At 74.2% G+C, this 23,719-nt stretch carries 19 protein-coding genes; 3 read left to right on the forward strand and 16 right to left on the reverse strand.

What is annotated here, in order from left to right:
• Positions 1-116 precede the first annotated feature (116 nt).
• Entirely contained in the window at positions 117-2,060 is a 1,944-nt protein-coding gene (locus tag LY71_RS02245; protein ID WP_106275309.1) for a 2-oxoacid:acceptor oxidoreductase subunit alpha, read from the forward strand.
• Positions 2,057-3,169, forward strand: a complete 1,113-nt coding sequence (locus LY71_RS02250; protein WP_211297091.1) for a 2-oxoacid:ferredoxin oxidoreductase subunit beta — start codon at positions 2,057-2,059, stop codon at positions 3,167-3,169. Before LY71_RS02245 ends, LY71_RS02250 begins: the two co-directional genes overlap by 4 nt.
• Before the next feature lie 7 nt (positions 3,170-3,176).
• Here LY71_RS02250 and pdxR read toward each other — a convergent pair whose 3' ends face one another.
• Positions 3,177-4,580: a MocR-like pyridoxine biosynthesis transcription factor PdxR gene (gene pdxR, locus LY71_RS02255; RefSeq protein WP_245887602.1), complete on the reverse strand. Its 1,404-nt coding sequence runs from the start codon at positions 4,578-4,580 to the stop codon at positions 3,177-3,179.
• Between the two features lie 85 nt (positions 4,581-4,665).
• On the opposite strand from pdxR, the gene LY71_RS02260 reads away from it, so the two are divergent.
• Positions 4,666-5,325, forward strand: coding sequence for a pyridoxamine 5'-phosphate oxidase family protein (locus tag LY71_RS02260; protein ID WP_106275310.1), 660 nt, complete (start codon positions 4,666-4,668; stop codon positions 5,323-5,325).
• Here the strand turns inward: LY71_RS02260 and LY71_RS02265 are convergent.
• From LY71_RS02265 to LY71_RS02335, 15 genes are all read right to left on the reverse strand, one after another.
• Complete coding sequence (locus LY71_RS02265; protein WP_106275311.1) at positions 5,309-6,499, reverse strand: PQQ-dependent sugar dehydrogenase; 1,191 nt, start codon at positions 6,497-6,499, stop codon at positions 5,309-5,311. The genes LY71_RS02260 and LY71_RS02265 overlap by 17 nt on opposite strands.
• A gap of 116 nt (positions 6,500-6,615) precedes the next feature.
• Positions 6,616-7,674, reverse strand: a complete 1,059-nt coding sequence (locus LY71_RS02270; RefSeq protein ID WP_106275312.1) for a polyprenyl synthetase family protein — start codon at positions 7,672-7,674, stop codon at positions 6,616-6,618.
• Complete coding sequence (gene nuoN / locus LY71_RS02275; protein ID WP_106275313.1) at positions 7,674-9,221, reverse strand: NADH-quinone oxidoreductase subunit NuoN; 1,548 nt, start codon at positions 9,219-9,221, stop codon at positions 7,674-7,676. Before nuoN ends, LY71_RS02270 begins: the two co-directional genes overlap by 1 nt.
• Complete coding sequence (locus tag LY71_RS02280; RefSeq protein ID WP_106275314.1) at positions 9,221-10,906, reverse strand: NADH-quinone oxidoreductase subunit M; 1,686 nt, start codon at positions 10,904-10,906, stop codon at positions 9,221-9,223. The genes nuoN and LY71_RS02280 overlap by 1 nt, the downstream gene beginning before the upstream one ends.
• 55 nt (positions 10,907-10,961) lie before the next feature.
• Complete coding sequence (nuoL, locus tag LY71_RS02285) at positions 10,962-12,866, reverse strand: NADH-quinone oxidoreductase subunit L (RefSeq protein WP_106275315.1); 1,905 nt, start codon at positions 12,864-12,866, stop codon at positions 10,962-10,964.
• A 14-nt stretch (positions 12,867-12,880) separates the two neighbouring features.
• Positions 12,881-13,180 carry an NADH-quinone oxidoreductase subunit NuoK gene (nuoK, locus tag LY71_RS02290; RefSeq protein WP_075013278.1) on the reverse strand — a complete coding sequence of 100 codons (300 nt, stop codon included), beginning with the start codon at positions 13,178-13,180 and terminating at the stop codon, positions 12,881-12,883.
• The gene (locus LY71_RS02295) at positions 13,177-13,989 is read right to left on the reverse strand and encodes an NADH-quinone oxidoreductase subunit J (protein WP_106275316.1); all 813 of its coding nucleotides are present in this window, start codon (positions 13,987-13,989) and stop codon (positions 13,177-13,179) included. Before LY71_RS02295 ends, nuoK begins: the two co-directional genes overlap by 4 nt.
• A complete protein-coding gene (nuoI, locus tag LY71_RS02300) occupies positions 13,986-14,636 on the reverse strand; it encodes an NADH-quinone oxidoreductase subunit NuoI (RefSeq protein ID WP_106275317.1) in 651 nt (216 codons plus the stop codon). Before nuoI ends, LY71_RS02295 begins: the two co-directional genes overlap by 4 nt.
• The gene (gene nuoH / locus LY71_RS02305; RefSeq protein ID WP_106275318.1) at positions 14,629-16,137 is read right to left on the reverse strand and encodes an NADH-quinone oxidoreductase subunit NuoH; all 1,509 of its coding nucleotides are present in this window, start codon (positions 16,135-16,137) and stop codon (positions 14,629-14,631) included. Before nuoH ends, nuoI begins: the two co-directional genes overlap by 8 nt.
• The gene (locus LY71_RS02310; protein WP_106275319.1) at positions 16,134-18,608 is read right to left on the reverse strand and encodes an NADH-quinone oxidoreductase subunit G; all 2,475 of its coding nucleotides are present in this window, start codon (positions 18,606-18,608) and stop codon (positions 16,134-16,136) included. The genes nuoH and LY71_RS02310 overlap by 4 nt, the downstream gene beginning before the upstream one ends.
• A complete protein-coding gene (nuoF, locus tag LY71_RS02315; RefSeq protein WP_106275320.1) occupies positions 18,605-19,933 on the reverse strand; it encodes an NADH-quinone oxidoreductase subunit NuoF in 1,329 nt (442 codons plus the stop codon). Before nuoF ends, LY71_RS02310 begins: the two co-directional genes overlap by 4 nt.
• A 4-nt stretch (positions 19,934-19,937) precedes the next feature.
• Entirely contained in the window at positions 19,938-20,957 is a 1,020-nt protein-coding gene (gene nuoE / locus LY71_RS02320; RefSeq protein ID WP_106275321.1) for an NADH-quinone oxidoreductase subunit NuoE, read from the reverse strand.
• Positions 20,954-22,276 (reverse strand): NADH-quinone oxidoreductase subunit D, encoded by a 1,323-nt coding sequence (locus tag LY71_RS02325; protein WP_106275322.1) that lies wholly within the window; start codon positions 22,274-22,276, stop codon positions 20,954-20,956. Before LY71_RS02325 ends, nuoE begins: the two co-directional genes overlap by 4 nt.
• Complete coding sequence (locus LY71_RS02330; protein WP_106275323.1) at positions 22,273-23,010, reverse strand: NADH-quinone oxidoreductase subunit C; 738 nt, start codon at positions 23,008-23,010, stop codon at positions 22,273-22,275. Before LY71_RS02330 ends, LY71_RS02325 begins: the two co-directional genes overlap by 4 nt.
• Positions 23,007-23,687 carry a NuoB/complex I 20 kDa subunit family protein gene (locus LY71_RS02335; RefSeq protein WP_106275324.1) on the reverse strand — a complete coding sequence of 227 codons (681 nt, stop codon included), beginning with the start codon at positions 23,685-23,687 and terminating at the stop codon, positions 23,007-23,009. The genes LY71_RS02330 and LY71_RS02335 overlap by 4 nt, the downstream gene beginning before the upstream one ends.
• Between the last annotated feature and the right edge of the window lie 32 nt (positions 23,688-23,719).

The raw sequence follows: 23,719 nt of genomic DNA on the forward strand, positions 1-23,719 counted from the left end.
GCCGCCGGGCGCGGTTGCCGCTGCCGACACCCCCGCACGGCCGCCCGCCGTGATCCGCCTCACGCGTCCAGCCGGGACACACCGCCGTAACCTGGGCCCTTTGGAGGTAGCACACGATGACTGCTCTCGAACCGTCCACCACGCCCGGCAGCTCGGCCCCCGGTGGGCTCGTCAAGAGCGTCGTCGAGCTCGACCGCGTGGTCATCCGGCTGGCCGGTGACTCCGGCGACGGCATGCAGCTGACCGGGAACCGCTTCACCAGCGAGACCGCGTCCTTCGGCAACGACCTGTCGACGCTGCCCAACTTCCCCGCCGAGATCCGCGCGCCCACGGGGACCCTGCCCGGCGTCAGCTCCTTCCAGCTGCACTTCGCCGACCACGACATCATGACGCCGGGCGACGCCCCCGACGTCCTCGTCGCGATGAACCCCGCGGCGCTCAAGGCCAACCTCGCCGACCTGCCCGGCGGCGGGCTGGTGATCGCCGACAGCGACGAGTTCACCCCGCGCAACCTGGCCAAGGTCGGGTACGCGACCAACCCCCTCGAGGACGGCTCGCTCGACGGCTGGCAGGTCGTCGCCGTGCCGCTGACCGGCATGACCCTCGAGGCGCTCAAGGACACCGGCCTGGGCAAGAAGGAGGCCGAGCGGAGCAAGAACATGTTCACGCTCGGCCTGCTCAGCTGGATGTACCACCGGCCCACCGAGGGCACGGTGCGCTTCCTCGAGCGGCAGTTCCGCCGCAAGCCCGAGATCGCCGCGGCCAACATCGCGGCCTTCCGCGCCGGCTACAACTACGGCGAGACGACGGAGGCCTTCGCGGTCTCCTACGAGATCAAGCCCGCCCCGATGGCGCCGGGCCGCTACCGCAACATCTCCGGCAACCAGGCGCTGGCCCTCGGGCTGGTGGCCGCCGGGCAGCGGGCCGGCCTGCCGGTGTTCCTCGGCGCCTACCCGATCACCCCGGCCTCGGACATCCTCCACGAGCTGTCCCGGCACAAGTCCTTCGGCGTGCGCACCTTCCAGGCCGAGGACGAGATCGCCGGCATCGGCTCGGCGCTGGGCGCCTCGTTCGGCGGGGCGCTGGGTGTCACGACGACGTCGGGCCCCGGGGTCTCGCTGAAGTCCGAGGCCCTGGGCCTGGCGGTGATGACCGAGCTGCCGCTGGTCGTCGTCGACGTGCAGCGCGGCGGACCCTCCACGGGCCTGCCCACCAAGACCGAGCAGTCGGACCTGCTGCAGGCGATGTTCGGCCGCAACGGCGAGGCCCCGCTGCCGGTGATCGCACCCCGCTCCCCCGGCGACTGCTTCGACGCGGCGCTGGAGGCGGCGCGGATCGCGCTGAAGTACCGGACGCCGGTGATGCTGCTCTCCGACGGCTACCTGGCCAACGGCGCCGAGCCGTGGGCGGTCCCGGCCGTCGAGGACCTGCCCGACCTGACGGTCGACTTCGCCACCGAGCCCAACGGCGCCGCCGCCGACGGGACGCCGGAGTTCCTGCCCTACCTGCGCGACCCGCAGACGCTGGCCCGCCCCTGGGCGGTCCCCGGCACCGCGGGCATGCAGCACCGCATCGGCGGGCTGGAGAAGGCCGACAAGAGCGGCAACATCTCCTACGACCCGGCCAACCACGACCTGATGACCCGGCTGCGGCAGGCCAAGGTCGACGGCATCGCCGCCGACATCCCGCCGACCGACGTCGACGACCCGGACGGCGACGCCCGGGTGGCCGTGATCGGCTGGGGCTCCACCTACGGGCCGATCGGGGCCGCCTGCCGGCGGATCCGCCGCTCCGGCCGCAAGGTCGCCCAGATCCACCTGCGGCACGTCAACCCGATGCCGGCCGACCTCGGCGAGGTGCTGGGCCGCTACGACCGGGTGGTCTGCCCGGAGATGAACCTGGGGCAGCTCGCGCTGCTCCTGCGCGCCCGCTACCTCGTCGACGTCCAGAGCCACACGCAGGTGCGCGGACTGCCCTTCCGGGCCGCCGAGCTCGCCGCCGTCGTCCAGGACGTCATCGACTCCACCACTCCGACTGCCAGCACCGGAGGCACCCAGTGACCACCTCCCCGCACGTCCACGACCTCGGCATGCCGGGCACGCCGATCGACGCGAACATCCAGCAGGCCATCGCGGACTCCGTGGCCACCCAGGGCGAGAAGCAGACCGCCCTCAAGGCCAGGGACATGAAGACCGACCAGGAGGTCCGCTGGTGCCCCGGCTGCGGTGACTACGTCATCCTCAACGCCGTCCAGAGCTTCCTGCCCTCGCTCGGCATCGCCCGCGAGGACATGGTCATCGTCTCGGGCATCGGCTGCTCGTCGCGCTTCCCGTACTACATGAACACCTACGGGATGCACTCGATCCACGGCCGCGCCCCGGCGATCGCCACCGGCCTGGCCGCCTCCCGGCCGGACCTGTCGGTGTGGGTCGTCACCGGCGACGGCGACGCGCTGTCGATCGGCGGCAACCACCTGATCCACGCGCTGCGCCGCAACGTCAACATGACGATCCTGCTGTTCAACAACCGGATCTACGGGCTGACCAAGGGCCAGTACTCCCCCACGTCCGAGGTCGGCAAGGTCACCAAGTCCACCCCGATGGGCTCGCTGGACCACCCGTTCAACCCGGTGTCGCTGGCCATCGGCGCCGACGCCACCTTCGTGGGCCGGGCGATGGACTCCGACCGCAAGGGCCTCACCGAGGTGCTGCGGCAGGCGGCCGAGCACGAGGGCACGGCGCTGGTGGAGATCTACCAGAACTGCAACATCTTCAACGACGGCGCGTTCGACCTGCTCAAGGACCCGTCCACCGGCCCGATGTGGACGATCCCGCTGGTGCACGGCCAGCCGCTGGTCTTCGGCCCGGACGGCGCCTCGTGCGTGGTCCGCGACGACTTCGGCGGCCTGCGGATCGCCGAGACCAACCAGGTCGACGCGAGCGAGATCGTCGTCCACGACGCCACCCGCGAGGACCCGTCCTACGCGTTCGCGCTGTCGCGGCTGTCGAGCCAGGACCTGCGGTACACCCCGATGGGCGTGTTCCGCGCGGTGCGCAAGCCGACCTACGACCGGATGATGGCCGACCAGCTCGAGGAGGCCCGCACCGGGTCGACCGGCGACCTCGGTGCGCTGCTGGCCGGCAACGACACCTGGACCGTCTCCGCGTAGCCGTCGCTCAGCCGCCGACCGGCCCGTCGCCCTCCGGGGAGGCGGGCCGGTCGGCGTTCCGGAGGAGGTCGGCGAGCACGGGCAGCGCCCGCGACAGCTCGTCGCGTGAGGGAGCCGCGAAGCCGAGCACGAGCCCGGCCGCCGGTCCGGGCCCGGCCGCGTGCCGGGCCAGCCCGTCGACGGTCAGCCCGCGCTCCGCGGCCGCGGCCACGACCGCCGCCTCCGCCGTCCGGTCGGGCAGCGGCACGAACACGTGGGCGCCGGCCGGGTCCCCGGTGACGGCGACCCCCGCGGCGGTGAGCGCCTGCAGCACCGCGGCCCGCCGCCCGGCGAGCTCGCGGCGCAGCCGCCGCAGGTGGCGGGCCAGGTCACCGGAGGCGGCCAGCGCGGCGAGCACCCGCTGGCCGGCGCGTGGCGGGCGGGTGCCGGTGGCCGTCCGCGCGGCGACCAACTCTGCGCGCAGCGACGCGGGCGCCACCAGCCAGCCGGTGCCCAGCGTCGGGCTGACCACCTTGCTGCTGGTCCCGAGGTGCACCACGACGTCGGGACCGAGGGCGGCCAGCAGCGGCAGCGGGGCGACGTCGTAGCGCAGCTCGCCGTCGTAGTCGTCCTCCAGCACCCACCAGCCCTCCGCGCGTGCCCGCGCGACCAGGGCCACCCGGCGGGCCGCGGACAGTCTCCGGCCCAGGGGGAACTGGTGCGCCGGTGTGCAGTACACCGCGGCCAGGCCGGCCGGGAGGGCGTCGACGACCAGCCCGTCGTCGTCGACCGGGCAGGGCACCACCTCCAGCCCGGCGGCCCGCAGCGCCCCGGCCGCGCGCTGGTAGCCGGGGTCCTCCAGCCCGACGCGGCTGCCCGGCGGCAGCAGCCGGGCGACCTCCCCGACCGCCGCGGAGGTGCCGGCGGTCGCCAGCACGTCGTCCGGCGCCGCGGGCAGGCCGCGGTGCCGCAGCAGGTGCTCGGTGACGGCCAGCTGGAACCCCGGGTCGGCGGCGGGCTCGGGTCCCGGGTCGGGCGCGGCGTCCCCGGCCGCCCGCCAGGCCCGCCGCCACGCGGCACGGTCGAGCACCTCGAGGCACGGCGACCCGGCGCGCAGGTCCACCGCCGGCGTCGCCGCCGACCGCGCCGGCGCCCCGTGCCCCGCCCGCACCGGGGCGGCCGGGGCCGCGCCGACGACGTAGGTGCCCGAGCCGTGCCGCCCGGCGGCCCACCCCTCGGCCACCAGCTGGTCGTAGGCGGCGGAGGTGACCGTCCGGCTGACCCGCAGCGCCGTGGCCAGCTCCCGGGTGGAGGGCAGCCGGTCGCCGGGCCGCAGCGCGCCGCCGGCGGCCGCTGCGCGGAGCGCGTCGGCGAGCTGCACCGCCAGCGGCGTCCCGGACGCGCGCCGCAGGACGACCGGCGGGACCTCCACCACACGCTTCTCCTCCCGAGTGGCCTGCCGGAGTTGCTCCGGAGTGGCCCTTGGAGGATGCCACCGCGTCGCCGAGGGTGGTGGCATGGACACCGCGCCGCCGCTCTCCCCCACCGCCCGGAGCACCGTCCGCCGAGGTGCTCCGCGGGCCCGCACCGACCGGGCCGAGCTGTACGCCGTCCTCGACGCCGGGCTGGTCGGCCACCTCGGGATCGTGCTCGGCGGCGCCCCGGTGGTGCTGCCCACCGGCTACGGCCGCCGCGGGGACACGTTGTACCTGCACGGCTCCACGGGCGCGGCCACGCTGCGCGCCGCCGCGGCGGGGGCGCCGGTCTGCTTCACCGTCACCCACCTCGACGGCGTCGTCTACGCGCGCTCGGCGTTCCACCACTCGGTCAACTACCGCTGCGCCGTCGTCCACGGCGCCGCCCGGGCGGTGACCGACCCCGGCGAGCGGCTGCTCGGACTCGAGGCGCTCACCGAGCACCTCGCGCCCGGCTCGTGGACGGCGACCCGGCAGCCGACCCGCAAGGAGCTCGCCGCCACCGCGCTGCTGTCGCTGGACCTGGCCGAGGCCAGCGTCAAGGTGCGCACCGGCCCGCCCGTCGACGACGAGGAGGACCTGGCCGCGCCGGTGTGGGCGGGGGTGCTGCCACTGCGCACCGTCCTCGGTGAGCCCGAGCCCTGTCCGCTGCTGCCCGAGGGGACGCCGGTCCCCGACCGGGTCCTCACCCGATCGGTGTGACGCGCAGGACGCGGTCGTCGCCCTCGCCGTTGTCGGTGGTCAGGTACAGCGCGCCGTCGCTGCCGAGCACCGGGGTGCGCACCCGGCCGTAGGTGTCCTCCAGCTCGGGCACGCGGAACTGCTCGACCAGCCGGCCGTCGTCCACCCGCAGCGCGAGCACCCCGGTGTCCTTCTGCACGCCGACCAGCAGGACGCCGTCGTAACCGCCCCACTGCGGCCCGCTGAGGAACTCCGCGCCGCTGGTGGCGATGGTCGGGACGCCGGAGGACCAGACCGCGGCGATCGCGCCCGGGATCGCCGGGTCGGTCATCGGCACGCTCTCGTCGTAGCGCCCGCCGGCGCCGTCGGGGTCCCAGCCGTAGTTGCCGCCGGGCACCGAGAGGTTGACCTCGTCGTCGCGGTCGGAGCCCTGCTCGGCGGTGTACACCGCGCCGGTGCCCGGCTGCACGGCGATGCCCTGCACGTTGCGGTGCCCGTAGCTGAGGACCAGCCGGGTGACCGGGTCGGCGTCGCCGGCGAACGGGTTGCCGGGCGCCGGGCCGCCGGTGGCGGGGTCGACGCGCAGGACCTTGCCGGCCAGCGTGCCGAGGTCCTGCGGGTTGCTCCCGACGGCGTTGTCGCCGGTGCCGACCAGCAGCGCGCCGGTCGGGTCGAAGCGCACCCGGCAGCCGCCGTGCCGGCCGGAGGACTCGTTGACCGGGATGTCACCGACGAGGGGGTCGGCCACGCGGGTGGCCGCCGTCCACTCCTCGTCCACGGTCCAGGCGACGACCTGGATCTCCGCGCCGCCGTCCTCCTCGACGCCCTGGCAGGTGTAGAACCGCCGGTCGTCGGCGAACGCCGGGCTCAGGACCAGGCCCATGAGGCCGGTCTCGCCGTCGGCGAAGAGGTCGGAGAGGTCGGCGTCGAGCTCCCGGGCCGTGCCGTCGGGGAGGACGGCGGTCAGGCCGCCGCCGCGCTCGTCGAGCAGCAGGGTGCCGTCGGGGGCCACCGCGACGTCCCAGGGGTGGTCGAGCCCGTCGAGGACGGTCTCCACCTCCAGCGCCGGGAGCCCCGCCGTCGTCGCGCCGGCATCGGGGACGTCGGTGGCGCCCTCGTCCTCCTGGCCGCCGGGCAGGTCGCCGGTCCCGCCCGTCGAGCAGCCGGTCAGCAGGAGCACGGCGGCCAGCAGCACGGCCCTCGTGCAGGGGCCCGCCGCGAGCGTCTGTCGGCCCCCCTGCAGGGTCCCGCCGCGAGCCTGCGAGTGGCGGGGGGCAGGGGGGTCCTTCCCGGGGGGCACGAGGGTCCTTCTCAGCTCGTGCGGGTGACCACGTAGTCGCACAGCGCGGCGAGCGCCTCGCGCACCTCGCCGGCCGGGACGTCGGCGAGCGAGGCCTGGGCCCGGTCGGCGTAGTCGCGCAGCACCTCGGTGGCGCGGGCCAGCGCCGTCGAGCCGCGCAGCAGGGTCAGCGCCTCGGCGTGCTCGCCGTCGTCGGACAGCGGGCGGGCCACCAGCTCCCGCAGCCGCTCCTCGGCCGGGTCGTCGCCGGTCAGCGCGATGAGCGCCGGCAGCGTGGCGATGCCCTCGCGCAGGTCGGTGCCCGGCGACTTCCCGGAGGCGCCGTCCTCGCTGACGATGTCGAGCAGGTCGTCGGAGAGCTGGAAGGCGACGCCGACCAGCTCGCCGAAGCGGGTGAGCGCCTCGACCAGCGCGGGCTCGACGCCGGCGAAGGTGGCGCCGAAGCGCGCCGAGGTGGCCACCAGCGAGCCGGTCTTGTCGGCGAGCACCTCGAGGTAGTGGGTCACCCGGTCCTCGCCCGGGCGCGCACCCACGGTCTCCCGGATCTGCCCGGTGACCAGCCGCTCGAAGGTCCGCGCCTGGATGCGCACCGCCTCCGGGCCGAGGTCGGCGAGGATGTCGGAGGCGCGGGCGAAGAGGAAGTCGCCGGTCAGGATGGCCACGCTGTTGGTCCACCGGCTGTTGGCGCTGGGCGCCCCGCGGCGGACGGAGGCCTCGTCCATCACGTCGTCGTGGTACAGCGTCGCCAGGTGGGTGAGCTCGCAGACGACGGCGGCCCGGACGACGTCGGGCGCCCGGGCGTCGCCGAGCTGGGCGGCCAGCAGCGCGAGCATCGGCCGGAACCGCTTGCCCCCGGCGGCCATCAGGTGGCCGGCGGCCTCGGAGACGAACGAGTGGTCGCTGTCCACGGCGGTGGCCAGCGCGGCCTCCACCCGGGACAGCCCCTCGCCCAGGGACGCCCCGAGGGGCCCCTCGGGCAGCCAGGCCCCGACGGTGGAGGCGGGTGTGGAGATGCGGTGCCAGACCTCGGCCGGGGCGATCCCGTCGACGGCGGCACGGGGTCCGGTCATCAACCGACGAAGATAGCCGCCTGGTCCGCCAGCCCCAGCACCGACCCGGGGACGACGCCCAGGACCAGGGTCGCCGCCGCCGTCACCGCCAGCACGATCGTGGTGGGCAGGCCGGGCACGCCGACCGTGGGCCCGTCGGCCGCGGGCTCGGAGAAGTACATGAGCACGATCACCCGCAGGTAGAAGAACGCCGCCACCGCACTGGCCAGCAGCGCGACCAGGGCCAGCGGCCAGGCACCGTTCTCGATCGCCGCCCGGAACACGGCGAACTTGCCGGTGAAGCCGCTGGTCAGCGGGATCCCGGCCAGCGCGAGCAGGAACAGGCTCATCACCGCGGCGGTGAGCGGCGAGCGCTGCGCCAGGCCGGCCCACTGCGACAGGTGGGTGGCCTCGCCGTCACCGCTGCGCACCAGGGTGAGGACGGCGAAGGCGCCGAGCGTGGTCAGGCCGTAGGCCAGCAGGTAGAACATCGTGGCCGGGAGGCCGGAGCCCGCGGGGTCGCCGGTGCCCGGGTAGCCCAGGACGCCGGTGAGCAGGAAGCCCGCGTGGGCCACCGAGGAGTAGGCCAGCATCCGCTTGAGGTCGGTCTGGGTGAGCCCGAGGACCGCACCGACCACCATCGAGACGATGGCCACCCCGTAGACCAGGGGCCGCCAGGTCCACTCCTCCGGGCCGAAGGCGACGTAGAGCAGCCGCAGGATGGCGCCGAAGGCCGCGACCTTCGTGCAGGCGGCCATGAAGGCGGTCACCGGGGTGGGCGCGCCCTGGTAGACGTCGGGCGTCCAGGTGTGGAACGGCGCGACACTGGCCTTGAACAGCAGGCCGACGACGAGCAGCGCCAGGCCCAGCACGAGCAGCACCTCGCCGTCGCCGCCGCCCACGGCCGAGCGGACGTCGGCCAGCCGCACGCTGCCGGTGGCGCCGTAGACCAGGGCGAGGCCGTAGAGGAAGAACGCCGAGGCGAACGCGCCGAGCAGGAAGTACTTGACCGCCGCCTCCTGCGAGAGCAGCCGGCGCCGGCGGGCCAGCCCACTGATCAGGTACAGCGGCAGGCTGAGCACCTCGAGGGCGATGAACATGACGAGCAGGTCGTTGGCCGCGACGAACAGCATCATCCCGCCGACGGCGAACAGCGTCAGCGGGTAGACCTCGGTCTGCACCCGCTGCACGGTGAGCAGCTCCCGGTCGCGGGGGCTGCCCGCCGGCACGGCCGCGGAGACGACGAACGCCGAGCGGGCCGGGTCGAGGTTGCGCTCGGCGAACATCAGCACCGACAGGGCCGCCAGCCCGGCGATGGTGGCCTGCAGGAAGACGGCGGCGCCGTCGACGGCGAGTGCGCCGCCCGCGGTCACCTCCGCGGTGCCGGCCAGCAGCAGCGTGCTGACCAGCCCGCCGAGGGTGCCGACCAACGCGACGGTCACCTGCACCGGGTGGCGGCTCTCCCGTGGGCCGAACGCCTCGACCAGCACGCCGGTGCAGGCGGCGCCGAAGACGAACAGCAGCGGGGTGAGCGCGGCCAGCGAGAGGTCGGGGGCCTCGATGGACATCAGTCGGTCCCCTCGGAGGAGTCGGAGGTGCCGGCGCCGACGTCGCTCATCGTGGCGGCGACGGCCGGCTCGATCAGCCGGATCAGCGGCTGCGGGTAGACGCCGAGCACCAGCACCAGCGCCACGAGCGGGGCGACGACGGCCACCTCACGGCGGGACAGGTCGCGCACGCGGGTGGCGGCGCCGGCGGCCCGGGTGAGCGTCGCCGTGCCGGTCGCCGTGCCGGTCGCCGTCCCCGTCGCCGTCGCGGTGGCCGCGGTGGCGCCGCCGGCCGGGTGGCCGCCGTCCGCGGGTCCGGCACCGGGGGTGCCGGCGTCGGGGGTCCCGGCGTCGGCAGCGGCGAACAGCACGCCGCGCGGCGGGCCGTGCATCGTCCGTTGGTAGAGCAGCAGCACGTAGAGCGCGGCCAGCACGATGCCCACGGTGGCCAGCACGGTGAAGACCGGCCGGGTCGGGAACGAGCCGATGAGGACGAGGAACTCGCTGACGAAGCTGTTGGTGCCCGGCAGCGCCAGCGAGGCGAGCCCCGCGATCAGGAACACCCCGGCCAGCTTCGGCGCGTGCGCGGCCACGCCGCCGTAGTCGCCGACCAGCCGCGACCCGCCGCGGGCGATGAGCATCCCGACGACGAGGAACAGCAGGCCGGTGGCGATGCCGTGGTTGACCATGTACAGCACCGCGCCCGTGGCGGCCTCGGTGGTGAAGGCGAAGACACCGAGCGCGATGAACCCGAAGTGCGCGATCGAGGTGTAGCTGACCAGCCGCTTCATGTCGCTCTGCCCCATCGCCAGCAGCGCGGCGTAGAGGACGCCGGCGACGGCGAGCACGAGCACCAGCGGTGCGAACTCCCGCGACGCGTCGGGGAACAGCGGCAGGCAGTAGCGGAGGAAGCCGAAGGTGCCCACCTTGTCCAGGACGCCGACCAGCAGCACCGCGCCGCCGATCGGGGCCTCGGCACCGGTGTCGGGCAGCCAGGTGTGCAGCGGCACCAGCGGCGCCTTGATGGCGAAGGCGACGAAGAAGCCGAGGAACAGCAGCCGCTGCGCGGTGGGGTCGATCTGGAGGTCGTTGAGCGCGGTGAAGGAGAAGGTGCCCTCCCCCGCGGCCTCGCTGACCACGTAGAGCCCGATGACGGCGGCGAGCATGACCAGCCCGCCCACCAGGCTGTAGAGGAAGAACTTCACCGCCGCGTACTGCCGCCGCGGGCCGCCGAAGCTGCCCACGATGAAGTACACCGGGACCAGCATCGCCTCGAAGAAGACGTAGAAGAGGAACACGTCGGTGGCGGCGAAGACGCCGACCATGCACGCCTCGAGCAGCAGCAGCCAGGCGAAGAAGGTGCGCATCGAGCGGCGCCCGGGCGAGGTGTCCCGCCAGGAGGCCAGCACCACCACCGGCACCAGGACGCCGACCAGCAGCAGCATGACCAGCGCGATGCCGTCGACGCCCAGGGCGAAGTCGACGCCGAAGCCCGGGATCCAGGACACCGAGCTGGTCAGCTGGAAGCGCTCGCCGTCGGGGTCGAAGGCGAGGGTGGCCAGCACGGCCAGGACCAGCACGAGCAGGCTCACGCCGAGGGTGGCCTGCTTGGCCGTGGCCTCCCGGTCGCCGGGGAGCGCGGCGACGGCGGCGGCGCCCACCGCGGGCACCACCAGCATCGCGAGCAGCAGCAGGGAGTCGCTCACGCCGGGCTCCTGAACGTCGTTCCGTCGGTCGTCGTCTCGTCGGGCACGGGTCCGCTCACCCGGCCGTCACCGCCAGCAGGGCCCCGGCCACGACCACCGCGCCGCCGAGCATGCCGAGGGCGTAGGACCGGACGAAGCCGGTCTGCGCGCGGCCCAGCCGGGAGGAGGAGCCCCCCAGGGTGGCGGCGAGGCCGTTGACCGCGCCGTCGACCCCGCGGTTGTCGACCCACACCAGCGCGCGGGTCAGCCACTGCCCGGGCCGCATGAACAGCGACTCGTTGACCGCGTCGGCGTAGAGGGCGCGGCGGGCGGCGCGGGTGACCGGCGAGACCCGCTCGGGCGCGACCACCGGGATCTCGCGGCGGCCGACGAACAGCCACGCGGCGAGGACGCCGACCAGCATCACCGCGGTCACCACGATCCCGACGACGGCGGGGGCGACCACGTGCTCGGCCTCCTCGGGGGCGCCGAACACCGGGGCCAGCCACTCGTCGAGCGGGAACACGTTGACCAGCAGGAAGCCGGCGGCCACCGAGCCGACGGCGAGCACGACCATCGGCGCGGTCATCACCGACGGCGACTCGTGCGGGTGGACGTCGTCGGTCCACCGCGGCCGGCCCAGGAACGTCATGAGCATCAGCCGGGTCATGTAGAAGGCGGTCAGCCCGGCGCCGGTGACCGCGACCGCGCCCAGCAGCCAGCCCGACGTCCCGCCCCGGTCCAGCGCCGCCTCGATGATGGCGTCCTTGGTCCAGTAGCCGGACAGGAAGGGGAAGCCGATGAGCGCCAGGTAGCCGAGGCCGAACGTGACGAAGGTGACCGGTAGCCTGCGGGCCAGCCCGCCGAAGCGGCGCATGTCCACCTGGTCGTTCATCGCGTGCATGACCGACCCGGCGCCGAGGAACAGCCCGGCCTTGAAGAAGCCGTGGGTGAGCAGGTGGGCGATGCCGGCCGCGTAGCCGACGGGGCCGAGGCCCACCGCCAGGAACATGTAGCCGATCTGGCTGACCGTGGAGTAGGCCAGCACCTTCTTGATGTCGTCGTACGCGCAGCCGACGACCGCCCCGATCAGCAGGGTGACCGCGCCGACGGCGAGGACGACGGTGCGGGCGGTCGGCGTCAGGTCGTAGATCGGCGCCGATCGGGCGATGAGGTAGACGCCGGCGGTGACCATCGTGGCGGCGTGGATGAGCGCCGAGACCGGCGTCGGGCCCTCCATGGCGTCGGGCAGCCACGCCTGCAGCGGGAACTGGCCGGACTTGCCGCAGGCACCGAGCAGGAGCAGCAGGCCGATGGCCGTGACGGTGCCGGCGGCCAGGGTGCCGATGCCGCCGAAGACGCCCTCGTAGCTCACCGTGCCGAGCTGGGCGAACATCACGAAGATCGCCAGGGCCAGGCCGACGTCGCCGACCCGGTTCATGATGAACGCCTTCTTGGCGGCGGTGGCGGCGGCCGGGCGCTCGTGCCAGAAGGCGATCAGCAGGTAGGACGCCAGGCCCACGCCCTCCCAGCCGACGTAGAGGGCCACGTAGTTGTCGCCGAGGACGAGCAGCAGCATCGCCGCGACGAACAGGTTGAGGTAGGCGAAGAACCGGCGGCGGCGCGGGTCGTGCGCCATGTAGCCGATCGAGTAGACGTGGATCAGCGCGCCCACACCGGTGATCAGCAGCACGAACGTCGCCGACAGCGGGTCGATCAGCAGCCCGGCCTGCACGTCGAGGTCGCCGACGCCGATGAAGGTGAACAGGTCCACGGCGACCGAGCGCTGGTCGCTGCCAGCCAGCGCGACGGTGCACAGCAGCCCGACGACGAAGGCGGCGACGACGGTCGCCGTCCCCAGCAGGTGGCCGAAGCGGTCGGTGCGGCGGCCACCCAGCAGGAGCACCGCGGCGCCGAGCAGCGGCAGCGCGATCACCAGCCAGGAGGCCGAGAGCAGTCCGTCGGCGGCGACGGTGTCCATGTCCCCGGCTCCCGTCAGTACTTGAGCAGGTTGGCGTCGTCGACCGACGCCGACCGGCGGGTCCGGTAGATCGACATGATGATCGCCAGGCCGACGACGACCTCGGCGGCGGCCACGACCATGACGAAGAAGGCCATGATCTGGCCGTCGATGGTCCCGGTGGCCCGGGCGAAGGTGACCAGCGTCAGGTTGACCGAGTTGAGCATCAGCTCGACGCACATGAACACGACGATCGCGTTGCGGCGCACCAGGACGCCGACCGCGCCGATGGTGAACAGGATCGCCGCGAGCACGAGGTAGTGCGTCAGCGTCATCGCGGGCCCTCCAGGCTGCCCAGCGAGGCGTCGGGGCTGCCCAGCTGGCCGCGGCCGGTGGGGCGCGGCATCTGCTCGACCTCCTGGGCCTCGATGCCGGTGGCGACGGTCTCCTCGGCGGTGCTGCCGTCGGGCAGCAGCGCGGGCGCAGCGACGGAGTTGGCGCGGGCGTACACGCCGGGGCCGGGGTACGTCTGCGGCCGGTCGGTGAGGAAGCGGGCCCGGGAGAGCTCCTTCTGGGTCTGCCGGGTGCCGGGCTCGCGCTCGATGTGGGCCAGCACCATGGCGCCGACGGCGGCGGTGATCAGCAGCGCGCTGGTCACCTCGAAGGCCAGCAGGTACCGGGTGAACAGCACCTCGGCGATCCCCTCGATGTTGCCCCGCCCGCCCTGGTCGCCCAGCCCGGCGGCCGCGGTGTCCTGCGTGGCGCGGGCGATGCCGGCGCCGACCAGGCCGGCGAACCCGACGCCGAGCACGATCGCGGCCACCCGCTGCCCGCGCAGGGTCTCCACGACGGAGTCCGAGGAGTCGCGGCCGACCAGCATGAGCACGAACAGGAAGAGGATCATGATCGCGCCGGTGTAGACGATGATCTGCACCGCGCCGAGGAAGGGCGCCGACTGCACGACGTAGAAGACGCCCAGCGTCAGCATGGTGTTGACCAGCCACAGCGCCGAGTGGACGGCGTTGCGGCTGAACACCATGCCGAGCGCGCCGGCCAGCGCGATCGGGCCGAGCACCCAGAAGACGACGGCCTCCCCGGTGCCCAGCTGCACCGAGGTGTCGGCGGCCGCGGCGACGACGCTCATGCCCGCTCCGCCGTGACCGGCTCGGCCGCCGAGCCCCGCTCGGGCTCGCGCACGTAGTACGCCTTCTCGTCCTCGCCCAGGCGCATGGCGTGCGGCGGGGCCTCCATGCCCGGCAGCAGCGGGGCCATGAGCTGCTCCTTGGTGTAGATCAGGTCGCCCCGGTTGTCGTCGGCCAGCTCGAAGTCGTTGCTCATGGTCAGCGAGCGGGTCGGGCAGGCCTCGATGCACAGGCCGCAGAAGATGCAGCGCAGGTAGTTGATCTGGTAGACGCGGCCGTAGCGCTCACCGGGGCTGTAGCGCTCGTCCTCGGTGTTGTCGCCGCCCTCGACGTAGATGGCGTCGGCCGGGCACGCCCACGCGCACAGCTCGCAGCCGACGCACTTCTCCAGCCCGTCGGGGTGCCGGTTGAGCACGTGCCGCCCGTGGTAGCGCGGCTTGGTCACCTTGGGCGTCTCGGGGTACTGCTCGGTGGTCACCTTCTTGAACATCTGGCCGAAGGTGACGCCGAAGCCCTGGCCCGGCGCCGGGAGCAGGCTGCGCCGCGCCGGTGCCGCGCCGCCCCCGCCGCCGGCGCGCTCGACCGCGCCCCGCGACGCCTGCGCCAGCCCCTTCTCCTGGCCGGTCGTCATCGGGTCCTGCTCAGGCATCGCTGTCCTCCTGTGCGCGGGTGGCGGTGCTGCCCGTGCTGCCACCGGCGGAGCGGCGGCCGCTGCCGACCACCCCGCCGCCGGTGGGCGCGCCGACCGGCTCGGTGCGGCGCAGCCGCGGCGAGGGCGGCACGGTGAGGTCCATCGGCGGCACCGGGAAGCCGCCCTCGGCGCGGGCCGGGCCGGAGCGCTGCGCCGGGCGGTGCCGCGGCCCGGCGGGCGGCAGCACCTCGGGCTCGGGGTCGGTCGCGTGCACCCCGCCGGCCGCGGCGTCGGCGGCCATGAGCCGGGTGTCGCGGTTGGCCGTGCGGCTGGCGATCAGCAGCCCGGCGAGCACGAGCAGCGCGACCGGCACGCCGACGAACAGCGCCACCTGGCCGCTGGAGAGCTCCGCCTCCCGGGAGACGGTGCGCATCGTGGCGACGACGAGGATCCACAGCAGCGCCGTGGGGACCAGGACCTTCCAGCCGAAGCGCATGAACTGGTCGTAGCGCAGCCGCGGCAGCGTCCCCCGCAGCCAGATGAACACGAACAGCGCGAGGACGACCTTGAGGAAGAACCACAGCAGCGGCCACCAGCCGGAGTTGGCGCCGTCCCAGATCGACAGCGGCCACGGCGCGCGCCAGCCGCCGAGGAACAGCGTCGCGGCCAGGGCCGAGACGGTGACCATGTTGATGTACTCGGCGAGGAAGAACAGCGCGAACTTCAGCGACGTGTACTCGGTGTGGAAGCCGCCGACCAGCTCGCTCTCGGCCTCGGGGAGGTCGAACGGCGCACGGTTGGTCTCCCCGACGACGGCGACGACGTAGATGACGAAGCTGACCGGCAGCAGGATCGCGTACCAGCCGGGCCCGGTGAACTCCAGGCCGAAGAAGGACACCTGGTTGCCGTCGGCCTGGGCGGCGACGATCTCCGAGGTCGACATCGAACCCGCGTAGAGGAACACCGCGACGATCGACAGCCCCATCGCGATCTCGTAGCTGACCATCTGCGCGGCGCTGCGCAGCCCGCCGAGCAGCGGGTAGGTCGAGCCCGAGGCCCAGCCGGCGAGCACGATGCCGTAGACGCCCATCGCCGAGCAGGCGAGGACGACGAGCACCCCGATGGGGGCGTCGGTCAGCTGCAGCGGGGTGCGCTCGCCGAAGATGCTCACCGTCGGTCCGAGCGGGATGACCGAGAAGGCCAGGAACGCCGGGACCGCGGAGATGACCGGCGCCAGGAAGTAGACCGGCTTGTCCGCCAGCGCCGGCATGATGTCTTCCTTGAACGCCAGCTTGAGCCCGTCGGCCAGGCTCTGCAGCGACCCGCGCGGGCCCACCCGGTTGGGGCCCGAGCGCTGCTGCATGCGGGCGACGACCTTGCGCTCGAACACGATCGCGAACAGCGTCATCGCGACCAGCACGCCGAAGACGCCGACGATCTTGATGAGCACGATCCACCAGACGTCGGACCCGAAGTCCTCGAGCGTCGGCTGGTCGGCAGCGGCGGCGAACACCGTCACGCGGCACCTCCGGACAGGCGGACGACGGCGCCGGGCGCGGTGCCGAGGTCGCGGTGCACCTCGCTGCCGGGCGAGCGCAGGGGCAGCCAGACCACGCCGTCGGGCATGTCGGTGACGCACAGCGGCAGGGTCACCGCGCCGGTGGCGCCGGTGACGGTGAGCGGGTCGCCGTCGGCCAGGCCGAGCCGGGCCGCCGCCTCGGGGGCCAGCCGGGCCACCGGCGGGCGGGCGGTGCCGGCGAGCTCGGGCTCGTCGCGCTGCAGCGTGCCGACGTCGAGCAGCTGCCGCCACGAGGCCAGCAGCGCCTCGCCCGGGCCGGGCTGCGGGGCGACCGCGGGCGGCACGTCGAGGCCGGCGACCTCGGCCGGAGCCACCGCGGCGCCGAGGGCGGCCAGCTCCGCGCGGGCGGCCTCCGGCCCGGGCAGCCGCAGGTCGACGTCGAGGTACTCGGCCAGGCCGTGCAGCACCCGGCCGTCGGGCAGCTGGCCGGTGCCGTGCAGCGTGGCGTCGAAGGAGCGCACCCGCCCCTCCCAGTCCAGGTAGCTGCCGGCCTTCTCGGGCGCGGCGGCCACCGGCAGGACGACGTCGGCGTGCGCGGTCACGGCGCTGGGCCGCTGCTCGAGGCTGACCACGAACGACGCCGCGGCGAGGGCCGCCTCGGCCAGCCGCGGGTCGGGCAGGTCGGCGTGGTCGACGCCGCCGACCACGAGGCCGGCCAGCCGCCCGTCGCGGACCGCGGTGAGGATGCCGGTGGTGTCCCGGCCCGGGACGGCGGGCAGGTCGGCGGGGTCGACGCCCCACAGCGCGGCCACGTCGGCGCGGGCCACGGGGTCCTCGACCGGGCGCCCGCCGGGCAGCAGCGCCGGCAGCGCCCCGGCCTCCACGGCACCGCGCTCACCGGCGCGCCGCGGCACCCAGGCCAGGCGGGCGCCCGTGGCGCGGGCGAGCGCGGCCAGCGCGGTGAACGCGCCGGGCACCCCGGCCAGCCGCTCACCGGCGAGCACCACCGCGCCGGGCTGCCGCAGCGCCTCGACCGCCGGGCCGCCCCAGCTGCCGTCGGCCAGCGCACCCAGCGCGCGCGCCTCGTCGCCGGGCCGGGTGACCAGGACGGTGGCCTGCAGCTTCTGCGCCGCCCGGGTGGCGAACGGGGCGAGGTCGTAGACGGCCAGCGACCCCGTGCGCACGGCCCGCCGCAGCCGGAGGAAGACGATCGGCGACTCCTCCTCGGGCTCGAACCCGGCCAGCAGCACCGCGGGAGCGGCGGTGAGCTCGGCGTAGGTGACCGCGCCGTCGCCGGGTGAGCGGCCGGCCACGTGCGCGGCGAGGAACGCCTGCTCCTCGTTGGAGTGGGCCCGGGCGCGGGCGTCGACGTCGTTGGTGTGCAGGCCGATCCGCGCGAACTTGGCGTAGGCGTAGGCGTCCTCGACGGTCAGCCGGCCGCCGGGCAGCACCCCGACGCCGCCGGCGGCCCGCGCCGCGCGCAGTCCCTCCGCGGCGGCGGCCCAGGCGTCGGGCCAGGAGGCGGGGGCGAGCACGCCGTCGGCACCCCGGACCAGCGGGGTGCCCAACCGGTCGTTGGTGGCCGCGTAGCGGAACGCGTAGCGGCCCTTGTCGCAGGTCCACTCCTCGTTGACCGCGGGGTCCTCGCCGGCCAGCCGTCGCATGACCTTGCCGCGCCGGTAGTCGGTGCGCATCGAGCAGCCCGAGGCGCAGTGCTCGCAGACCGACGGCTCGCTGCGCAGGTCGAAGGGCCGCGACCGGAACCGGTACTGGGCGCTGGTGAGGGCGCCGACCGGGCAGATCTGGGTGGTGTTGCCGGAGAAGTAGGAGGAGAAGGGCTCGTCCTCGTAGACGGCGACCTGCTCCAGCGCGCCCCGCTCGAACAGCTCGATGAACGGGTCGCCGGCCACCTGCTGGGAGAAGCGGGTGCAGCGGGCGCACAGCACGCAGCGCTCGCGGTCGAGCAGGATCTCGCTGCTGATCGGCAGCGGCTTGGGGTAGGTCCGCTTGACGTCGACGAAGCGGGTCTCGGTGCGGCCGTTGCTCATCGCCTGGTTCTGCAGCGGGCACTCGCCGCCCTTGTCGCAGACCGGGCAGTCCAGCGGGTGGTTGATCAGCAGCAGCTCCATCGTGCCCTGCTGCGCCTTGTCGGCGACCGCGCTGGTCAGCTGGGTGCGCACAGCCATGCCGTCGGAGACCGGCATGGTGCACGACGCCACCGGCTTGCGCTGGCCCTCGACCTCGACCAGGCACTGCCGGCAGGCGCCGACCGGGTCGAGCAGCGGGTGGTCGCAGAACCGCGGGATCTGGATGCCGACCATCTCGGCGGCCCGGATGATCAGCGTCCCCTTGGGCACCGCGACGTCGAAGCCGTCGATGGTGCAGTGGACGGCGTCGGGCGGGGTGTGCGGTCCCGGCACGCCGGGCGGCACCGCCGCCGCGGGCTCGGGGCTGGTGGGCGTGAGGGTCACGAAGCGGCTCCGACGGGCTCGAGGCGCAGGGAGCGGCCCAGGCGGGCCTGCTCCTCGGGCGGCAGCAGGGCGACGTAGTCGTCGCGGAAGTACTTCAGCGAGCTGGTGATGCAGCTGGTCGCGCCGTCGCCGAGGGCGCAGAAGGACCGGCCGAGGATGTTGTCGCAGGTGTCGGTGAGCAGATCGAGGTCGGCCGCCGTCCCGCGGCCGTCGACCAGCCGCTGCAGCACCTGGACCAGCCAGTAGGTGCCCTCGCGGCACGGGGTGCACTTGCCGCAGCTCTCGTGGGCGTAGAACTCGGTGAACCGCAGGGTCGCCTCGACGATCGAGTCGGTCTCGTCGAAGACCATGAGCGCGGTGGTGCCGAGCATGGAGCCCGCGGCCGCCACGGAGTCGAAGTCCAGCGGCACGTCGAGGTGCTCGGCGGTGAAGTACGGCGTCGAGGAGCCGCCCGGCGTCCAGAACTTGAGCTCGTGGCCCGGCCGCACGCCGCCGGCCATGGCCAGCAGCTCGCGCATCGTGGTGCCCATCGGGGCCTCGTACTGGCCGGGGCGCACCACCCGGCCGGAGATCGAGTAGATCTTCGGCCCGGGCGACTTCTCCGGCCCGAACCGCTTGAACCACTCGGCGCCGCCGCGGACGACGAACGGCACGGTGGCCAGCGTCTCCACGTTGTTGATGACCGTCGGGGCGCCGTAGAGGCCGGCGACGGCCGGGAACGGCGGCTTGAGCCGCGGCTGGCCGCGGTAGCCCTCGAGCGAGTCGAGCAGCGCGGTCTCCTCGCCGCAGATGTAGGCACCCGCCCCGGCGTGCACCACCAGCTCCAGGTCGTAGCCCGAGCCGAGGACGTCGCGGCCGAGGTAGCCGGCCGCGTACGCCTCCTCGACGGCGCTGACCAGCCGGCGGTGGGCGTGCACCGCCTCGCCGCGGACGTAGATGACGGCGAACCGGCAGCGGATCGCGTACGCCGAGATGATCACACCCTCCACCAGGGAGTGCGGGTCGGTCATCATCAGCGGGAGGTCCTTGCAGGTGCCCGGCTCACCCTCGTCGGCGTTGACCACGAGGTACTTGGGCAGCGCGGCCGGCCCGGTGGCCGTCTCGCCGGGCTTGGGCTGCGGGATGAAGCTCCACTTCATGCCGGTGGGGAACCCGGCGCCGCCGCGGCCGCGCAGGCCGGAGTCCTTGACCAGCGAGACCAGCTCGTCGGGGGTCATCGACAGCGCCGTGCGCAGCGCGGTGTAGCCGTCGAGCGACTCGTAGGTGGACAGCCGCCAGGGCTGGTCGGCGCCCCAGCGCGAGGTGAGGACGGGGGTGAGCGGCATCGGTTCAGGCCTCCCGGGTCGCGGGGCCCTGGCCGGAGGTGCCCGGCTCGGTGCCCGCGGGGGTGTCGGGGGTGGGACGGGACCCGGGTGGCGTCGTGCGGCCGTACTCGGTGCCCTCGTCGGGGTGGGTCTGCGCGGCGCCGGCCCGCTCGGCGGGGTTGTCGGCCGCGGCGACGCGGGCGTCGGCGGCCTCCTTCTCGGGCGTCTGGCCGGCCTGCCCCGAGGGCGCGACCGTCTCGGCGGGCTCTCCGGTGTCGGTGGGCTCCGGCTCGGGGCCGCTCATCGGCGGGGCGGACTCGCCGCGCTCGGCGGCCAGCCGGACGCCGGCCAGCGTCGGGCCCCACTCCCCCGGCGCGTCGACGGCGGCCCCGGCGGCCGCGGCGTCGGCGTGCTGGGAGAAGCCGGCGAGCTGGCGGGAGACGCCCCGGAAGTCGGTCAGCGGCGCCCCGCGGGTCGGGTGCGGCTTCTCGCCCCGGCGCAGCGCCGCCACGAGGGCCCGGGCGCCCTCGACGTCCTGCTGGTCGTAGAACTCGTAGTCGACGGTGACCACCGGCGCGTAGTCGCAGGCGGCCAGGCACTCGGCGTGCTCGAGGGTGACCGAGCCGTCGGCCGCGGTCTCGTCGTGGTGGACGCCGAGGTCGGCCGAGAGCGCGTCCATGATCCGCTGCCCGCCGAGGACGGCGCACAGCGTGTTCGTGCAGACGCTGACCAGGTGCCGGCCGGTCGGGCGGCGCTTGTACATCGTGTAGAAGGTCGCCACCGCGCCGACCTCGGCCTTGGTCAGGCCCAGCTCCTCGGCGCACAGCGCCACGCCCTCGGGCGAGACGTAGCCCTGGTAGCTCTGCACCAGGTGCAGCATCGGCAGCAGCGCCGAGCGGGGCTGCGGGTAGCGGGCGATGATCTCCCGCGCCTCCAGCCGGGTCTGCTCGGTCAGCGGCGGCAGGTCCGCGGTCACCGGCTCGACGGGGCTGTCGACCAGCCCCGTCGTCGCCGCGCCCTCCGCCGATCCCGGCAGCGCACTCATCGGTCGACTCCCCCCATCACGGGGTCGATGGAGGCGATGGCCGCGATGACGTCGGCGATCATGCCGCCCTCGCTCATCGCCGCGGTCGCCTGCAGGTTGACGAAGCTGGGGTCGCGCACGTGGACGCGGAACGGGCGGGTGCCGCCGTCGCTGACCACGTGGTAGCCGAGCTCCCCGCGCGGGGACTCCACCGGCACGTACACCTGGCCGGCCGGGACCCGGAAGCCCTCGGTGACCAGCTTGAAGTGGTGGATGAGGGCCTCCATCGAGGTGCCCATGATGTGGCGGACGTGCTCGAGGGAGTTGCCCATGCCGTCGGCGCCCAGCGACAGCTGCGCCGGCCAGGCGATCTTGCGGTCCTCGACCATCACCGGACCCGGCTCGAGCCGGTCGAGGGCCTGCCGGACGATCGTGAGCGACTCGAACATCTCGGCCATGCGGACCAGGTAGCGGCCCCAGGCGTCGGAGGTGTCGGCGGTCGGCACCTCGAAGTCGTAGTCCTGGTAGCCGAGGTAGGGCTCGGTCCGGCGCAGGTCCCAGGGCAGCCCGGCGGCGCGCAGCACGGGGCCGGTGACGCCGAGCGCCAGGCAGCCGGTGACGTCGAGGTAGCCGACGTCCTTGAGCCGGCGCTGCCAGATCGGCTGTCCGGTGAGGAGCTTGTGGTAGCCGGCCAGCCGCTCGGGCATGACGGTCAGCCACTCGCGGATGGACTCGACCGCGCCGGGCGGCAGGTCCTGCGCGACGCCGCCGGGGCGGACGTAGGCGTGGTTCATCCGCAGGCCGGTGATCTCCTCGAGCAGGTCGAGGCACAGCTCGCGCTCGCGGAAGCCGTTGGTCATGCCGGTGAGCGCGCCGAGCTCCATGCCGCCGGTGGCCAGGCCGACCAGGTGCGAGGCGATCCGGTTGATCTCCATGACCAGCACCCGGATGGTCTGCGCGCGCAGCGGCGCCTCGATGCCGAGCAGCTTCTCGACGGCCAGGCAGTAGGCGGTCTCGTTGTACAGCGGGGACAGGTAGTCCATCCGCGTCACGAACGTCGTGCCCTGCGTCCAGTTGCGGTACTCGACGTTCTTCTCGATGCCGGTGTGCAGGTAGCCGATGACCACCCGCGCCTTGGTCACCGTCTCGCCCTCGAGGTCGAGCACCAGGCGGAGGACGCCGTGCGTCGAGGGGTGCTGCGGCCCCATGTTGACGACGAGGCGCTCCTCGCCGGTGAGGTCGCCGCCGAACGCCTGGTCCCAGTCGCCACCGGTGACGGTGTAGACGCGGCCCTCGGTGGTCTCGCGGGACCCGGCGTAGGGGTCGTGGGTCGTGGTCACCGGTAGCTCCGCCGGGTGTCGGGGGGCGGGACGGTCGCGCCGTGGTACTCGACCGGGACGCCGCCGAGCGGGTAGTCCTTGCGCTGCGGGTGCCCGTCCCAGTCGTCGGGCATGAGGATCCGGGTCAGCGCCGGGTGGCCGTCGAAGACGACGCCGAACATGTCGTAGGTCTCCCGCTCGTGCCAGTCCGCCGTGGGGTACACCGACGCCACCGACGGGACGTGCGGGTCCTCCACCGTCACCGCCACCTCCAGCCGGATCCGTCGCCGGTAGGTCATCGAGGTCAGGTGGTAGACGACGTGCAGTCGGGGCCGGCCCGGCGTCGCCGCGGGACCGCCGCTGCCCTCGTAGTCGACGCCGGAGACGCTGCTGCACAGCTCGAAGCGCAGCGCGTCGTCGTCGCGCAGGGCCTGCACCAGTGTGAGCAGGTGCTCGCGGGCGACGAAGTAGGTGATCTCCCCGCGGTCGACCAGCACCCGGGAGACCGCGGCGGCGTAGGTGGCCTCGCCGACGGCCTCGATCAGCGCGTCGGTGACCTCGTCGAACCAGCCGCCGTAGGGCCGGTCGGTGGAGTGCAGGGCCACCGCGCCGCCGGGCTCGACCCGGACGAGGCCGCCGAAGCCGGACGTGTCACCGCTGCCGGAGACGCCGAAGGCGCCCTTGCGGAACCCGCCGCTCGGTGCGGTGGCGCCCTGGCCGGCGTCGGTGCCGCTGCGGTCGCCGGGGCCGGTCACCGGTCGCTCCGCACGTACGGCTCGGGCAGCAGGACGGCCTTGCCGCCGCGCTGCTCGATGGCGAACTGGCCGGTGCGCCCGGCGGCCGCGGCCTCCTCGTAGGCGCGGCGGGCCGCCCTGTCGACGCGGACGCTGGAGGGCATCTCGACCAGCAGGTCGCGCGCCCGGCCCTCGGCCCGGTCGCGCTCGAGCTGGCGGGCCCGCCGCTCGCCGAGCGGCTCGTTCTGGATCTTGTGGTGCAGCTTGAGGATGGCGTCCATGAGCATCTCCGGGCGCGGCGGGCACCCGGGCAGGTACATGTCCACCGGGACGACGTGGTCGACGCCCTGCACCACCGCGTAGTTGTTGAACATGCCGCCGGAGCTGGCGCACACCCCCATGGCGAGCACCCAGCGCGGCTCGGGCATCTGGTCGTAGATCTGCCGCAGGACCGGCGCCATCTTCTGGCTCACGCGGCCGGCGACGATCATGAGGTCCGCCTGGCGCGGCGAGGCACGGAAGACCTCCATGCCGAAGCGGGCCAGGTCGTAGCGGCCGGCGCCGGTGGCCATCATCTCGATCGCGCAGCAGGCCAGCCCGAAGGTGGCCGGCCACAGCGAGGACTTGCGGGTCCAGTTGACCAGCTTCTCGACGCTGGTCAGCAGGAACCCGCTGGGCAGCTTCTCCTCGAGGCCCATCTCAGCTCCCTGCCGTGGGGGTCGTCGGTGTC

Origin of the sequence: Geodermatophilus tzadiensis, assembly GCF_003002915.1 — a bacterium.
GTDB classification, from domain to species: Bacteria; Actinomycetota; Actinomycetes; order Mycobacteriales; family Geodermatophilaceae; genus Geodermatophilus; species Geodermatophilus tzadiensis.

Excerpts from the sequence above, each read along its gene's own strand:
- LY71_RS02245 (WP_106275309.1), top strand. The coding sequence starts at position 117 with ATGACTGCTCTCGAACCGTCCACCACGCCCGGCAGCTCGGCCCCCGGT.
- LY71_RS02260 (WP_106275310.1), top strand. The coding sequence starts at position 4,666 with ATGGACACCGCGCCGCCGCTCTCCCCCACCGCCCGGAGCACCGTCCGC.
- LY71_RS02270 (WP_106275312.1), bottom strand. The coding sequence starts at position 7,674 with ATGACCGGACCCCGTGCCGCCGTCGACGGGATCGCCCCGGCCGAGGTC.
- nuoN (WP_106275313.1), bottom strand. The coding sequence starts at position 9,221 with ATGTCCATCGAGGCCCCCGACCTCTCGCTGGCCGCGCTCACCCCGCTG.
- nuoL (WP_106275315.1), bottom strand. The coding sequence starts at position 12,866 with ATGGACACCGTCGCCGCCGACGGACTGCTCTCGGCCTCCTGGCTGGTG.
- nuoK (WP_075013278.1), bottom strand. The coding sequence starts at position 13,180 with ATGACGCTGACGCACTACCTCGTGCTCGCGGCGATCCTGTTCACCATC.
- LY71_RS02295 (WP_106275316.1), bottom strand. The coding sequence starts at position 13,989 with ATGAGCGTCGTCGCCGCGGCCGCCGACACCTCGGTGCAGCTGGGCACC.
- nuoI (WP_106275317.1), bottom strand. The coding sequence starts at position 14,636 with ATGCCTGAGCAGGACCCGATGACGACCGGCCAGGAGAAGGGGCTGGCG.
- nuoF (WP_106275320.1), bottom strand. The coding sequence starts at position 19,933 with ATGCCGCTCACCCCCGTCCTCACCTCGCGCTGGGGCGCCGACCAGCCC.
- nuoE (WP_106275321.1), bottom strand. The coding sequence starts at position 20,957 with ATGAGTGCGCTGCCGGGATCGGCGGAGGGCGCGGCGACGACGGGGCTG.
- LY71_RS02335 (WP_106275324.1), bottom strand. The coding sequence starts at position 23,687 with ATGGGCCTCGAGGAGAAGCTGCCCAGCGGGTTCCTGCTGACCAGCGTC.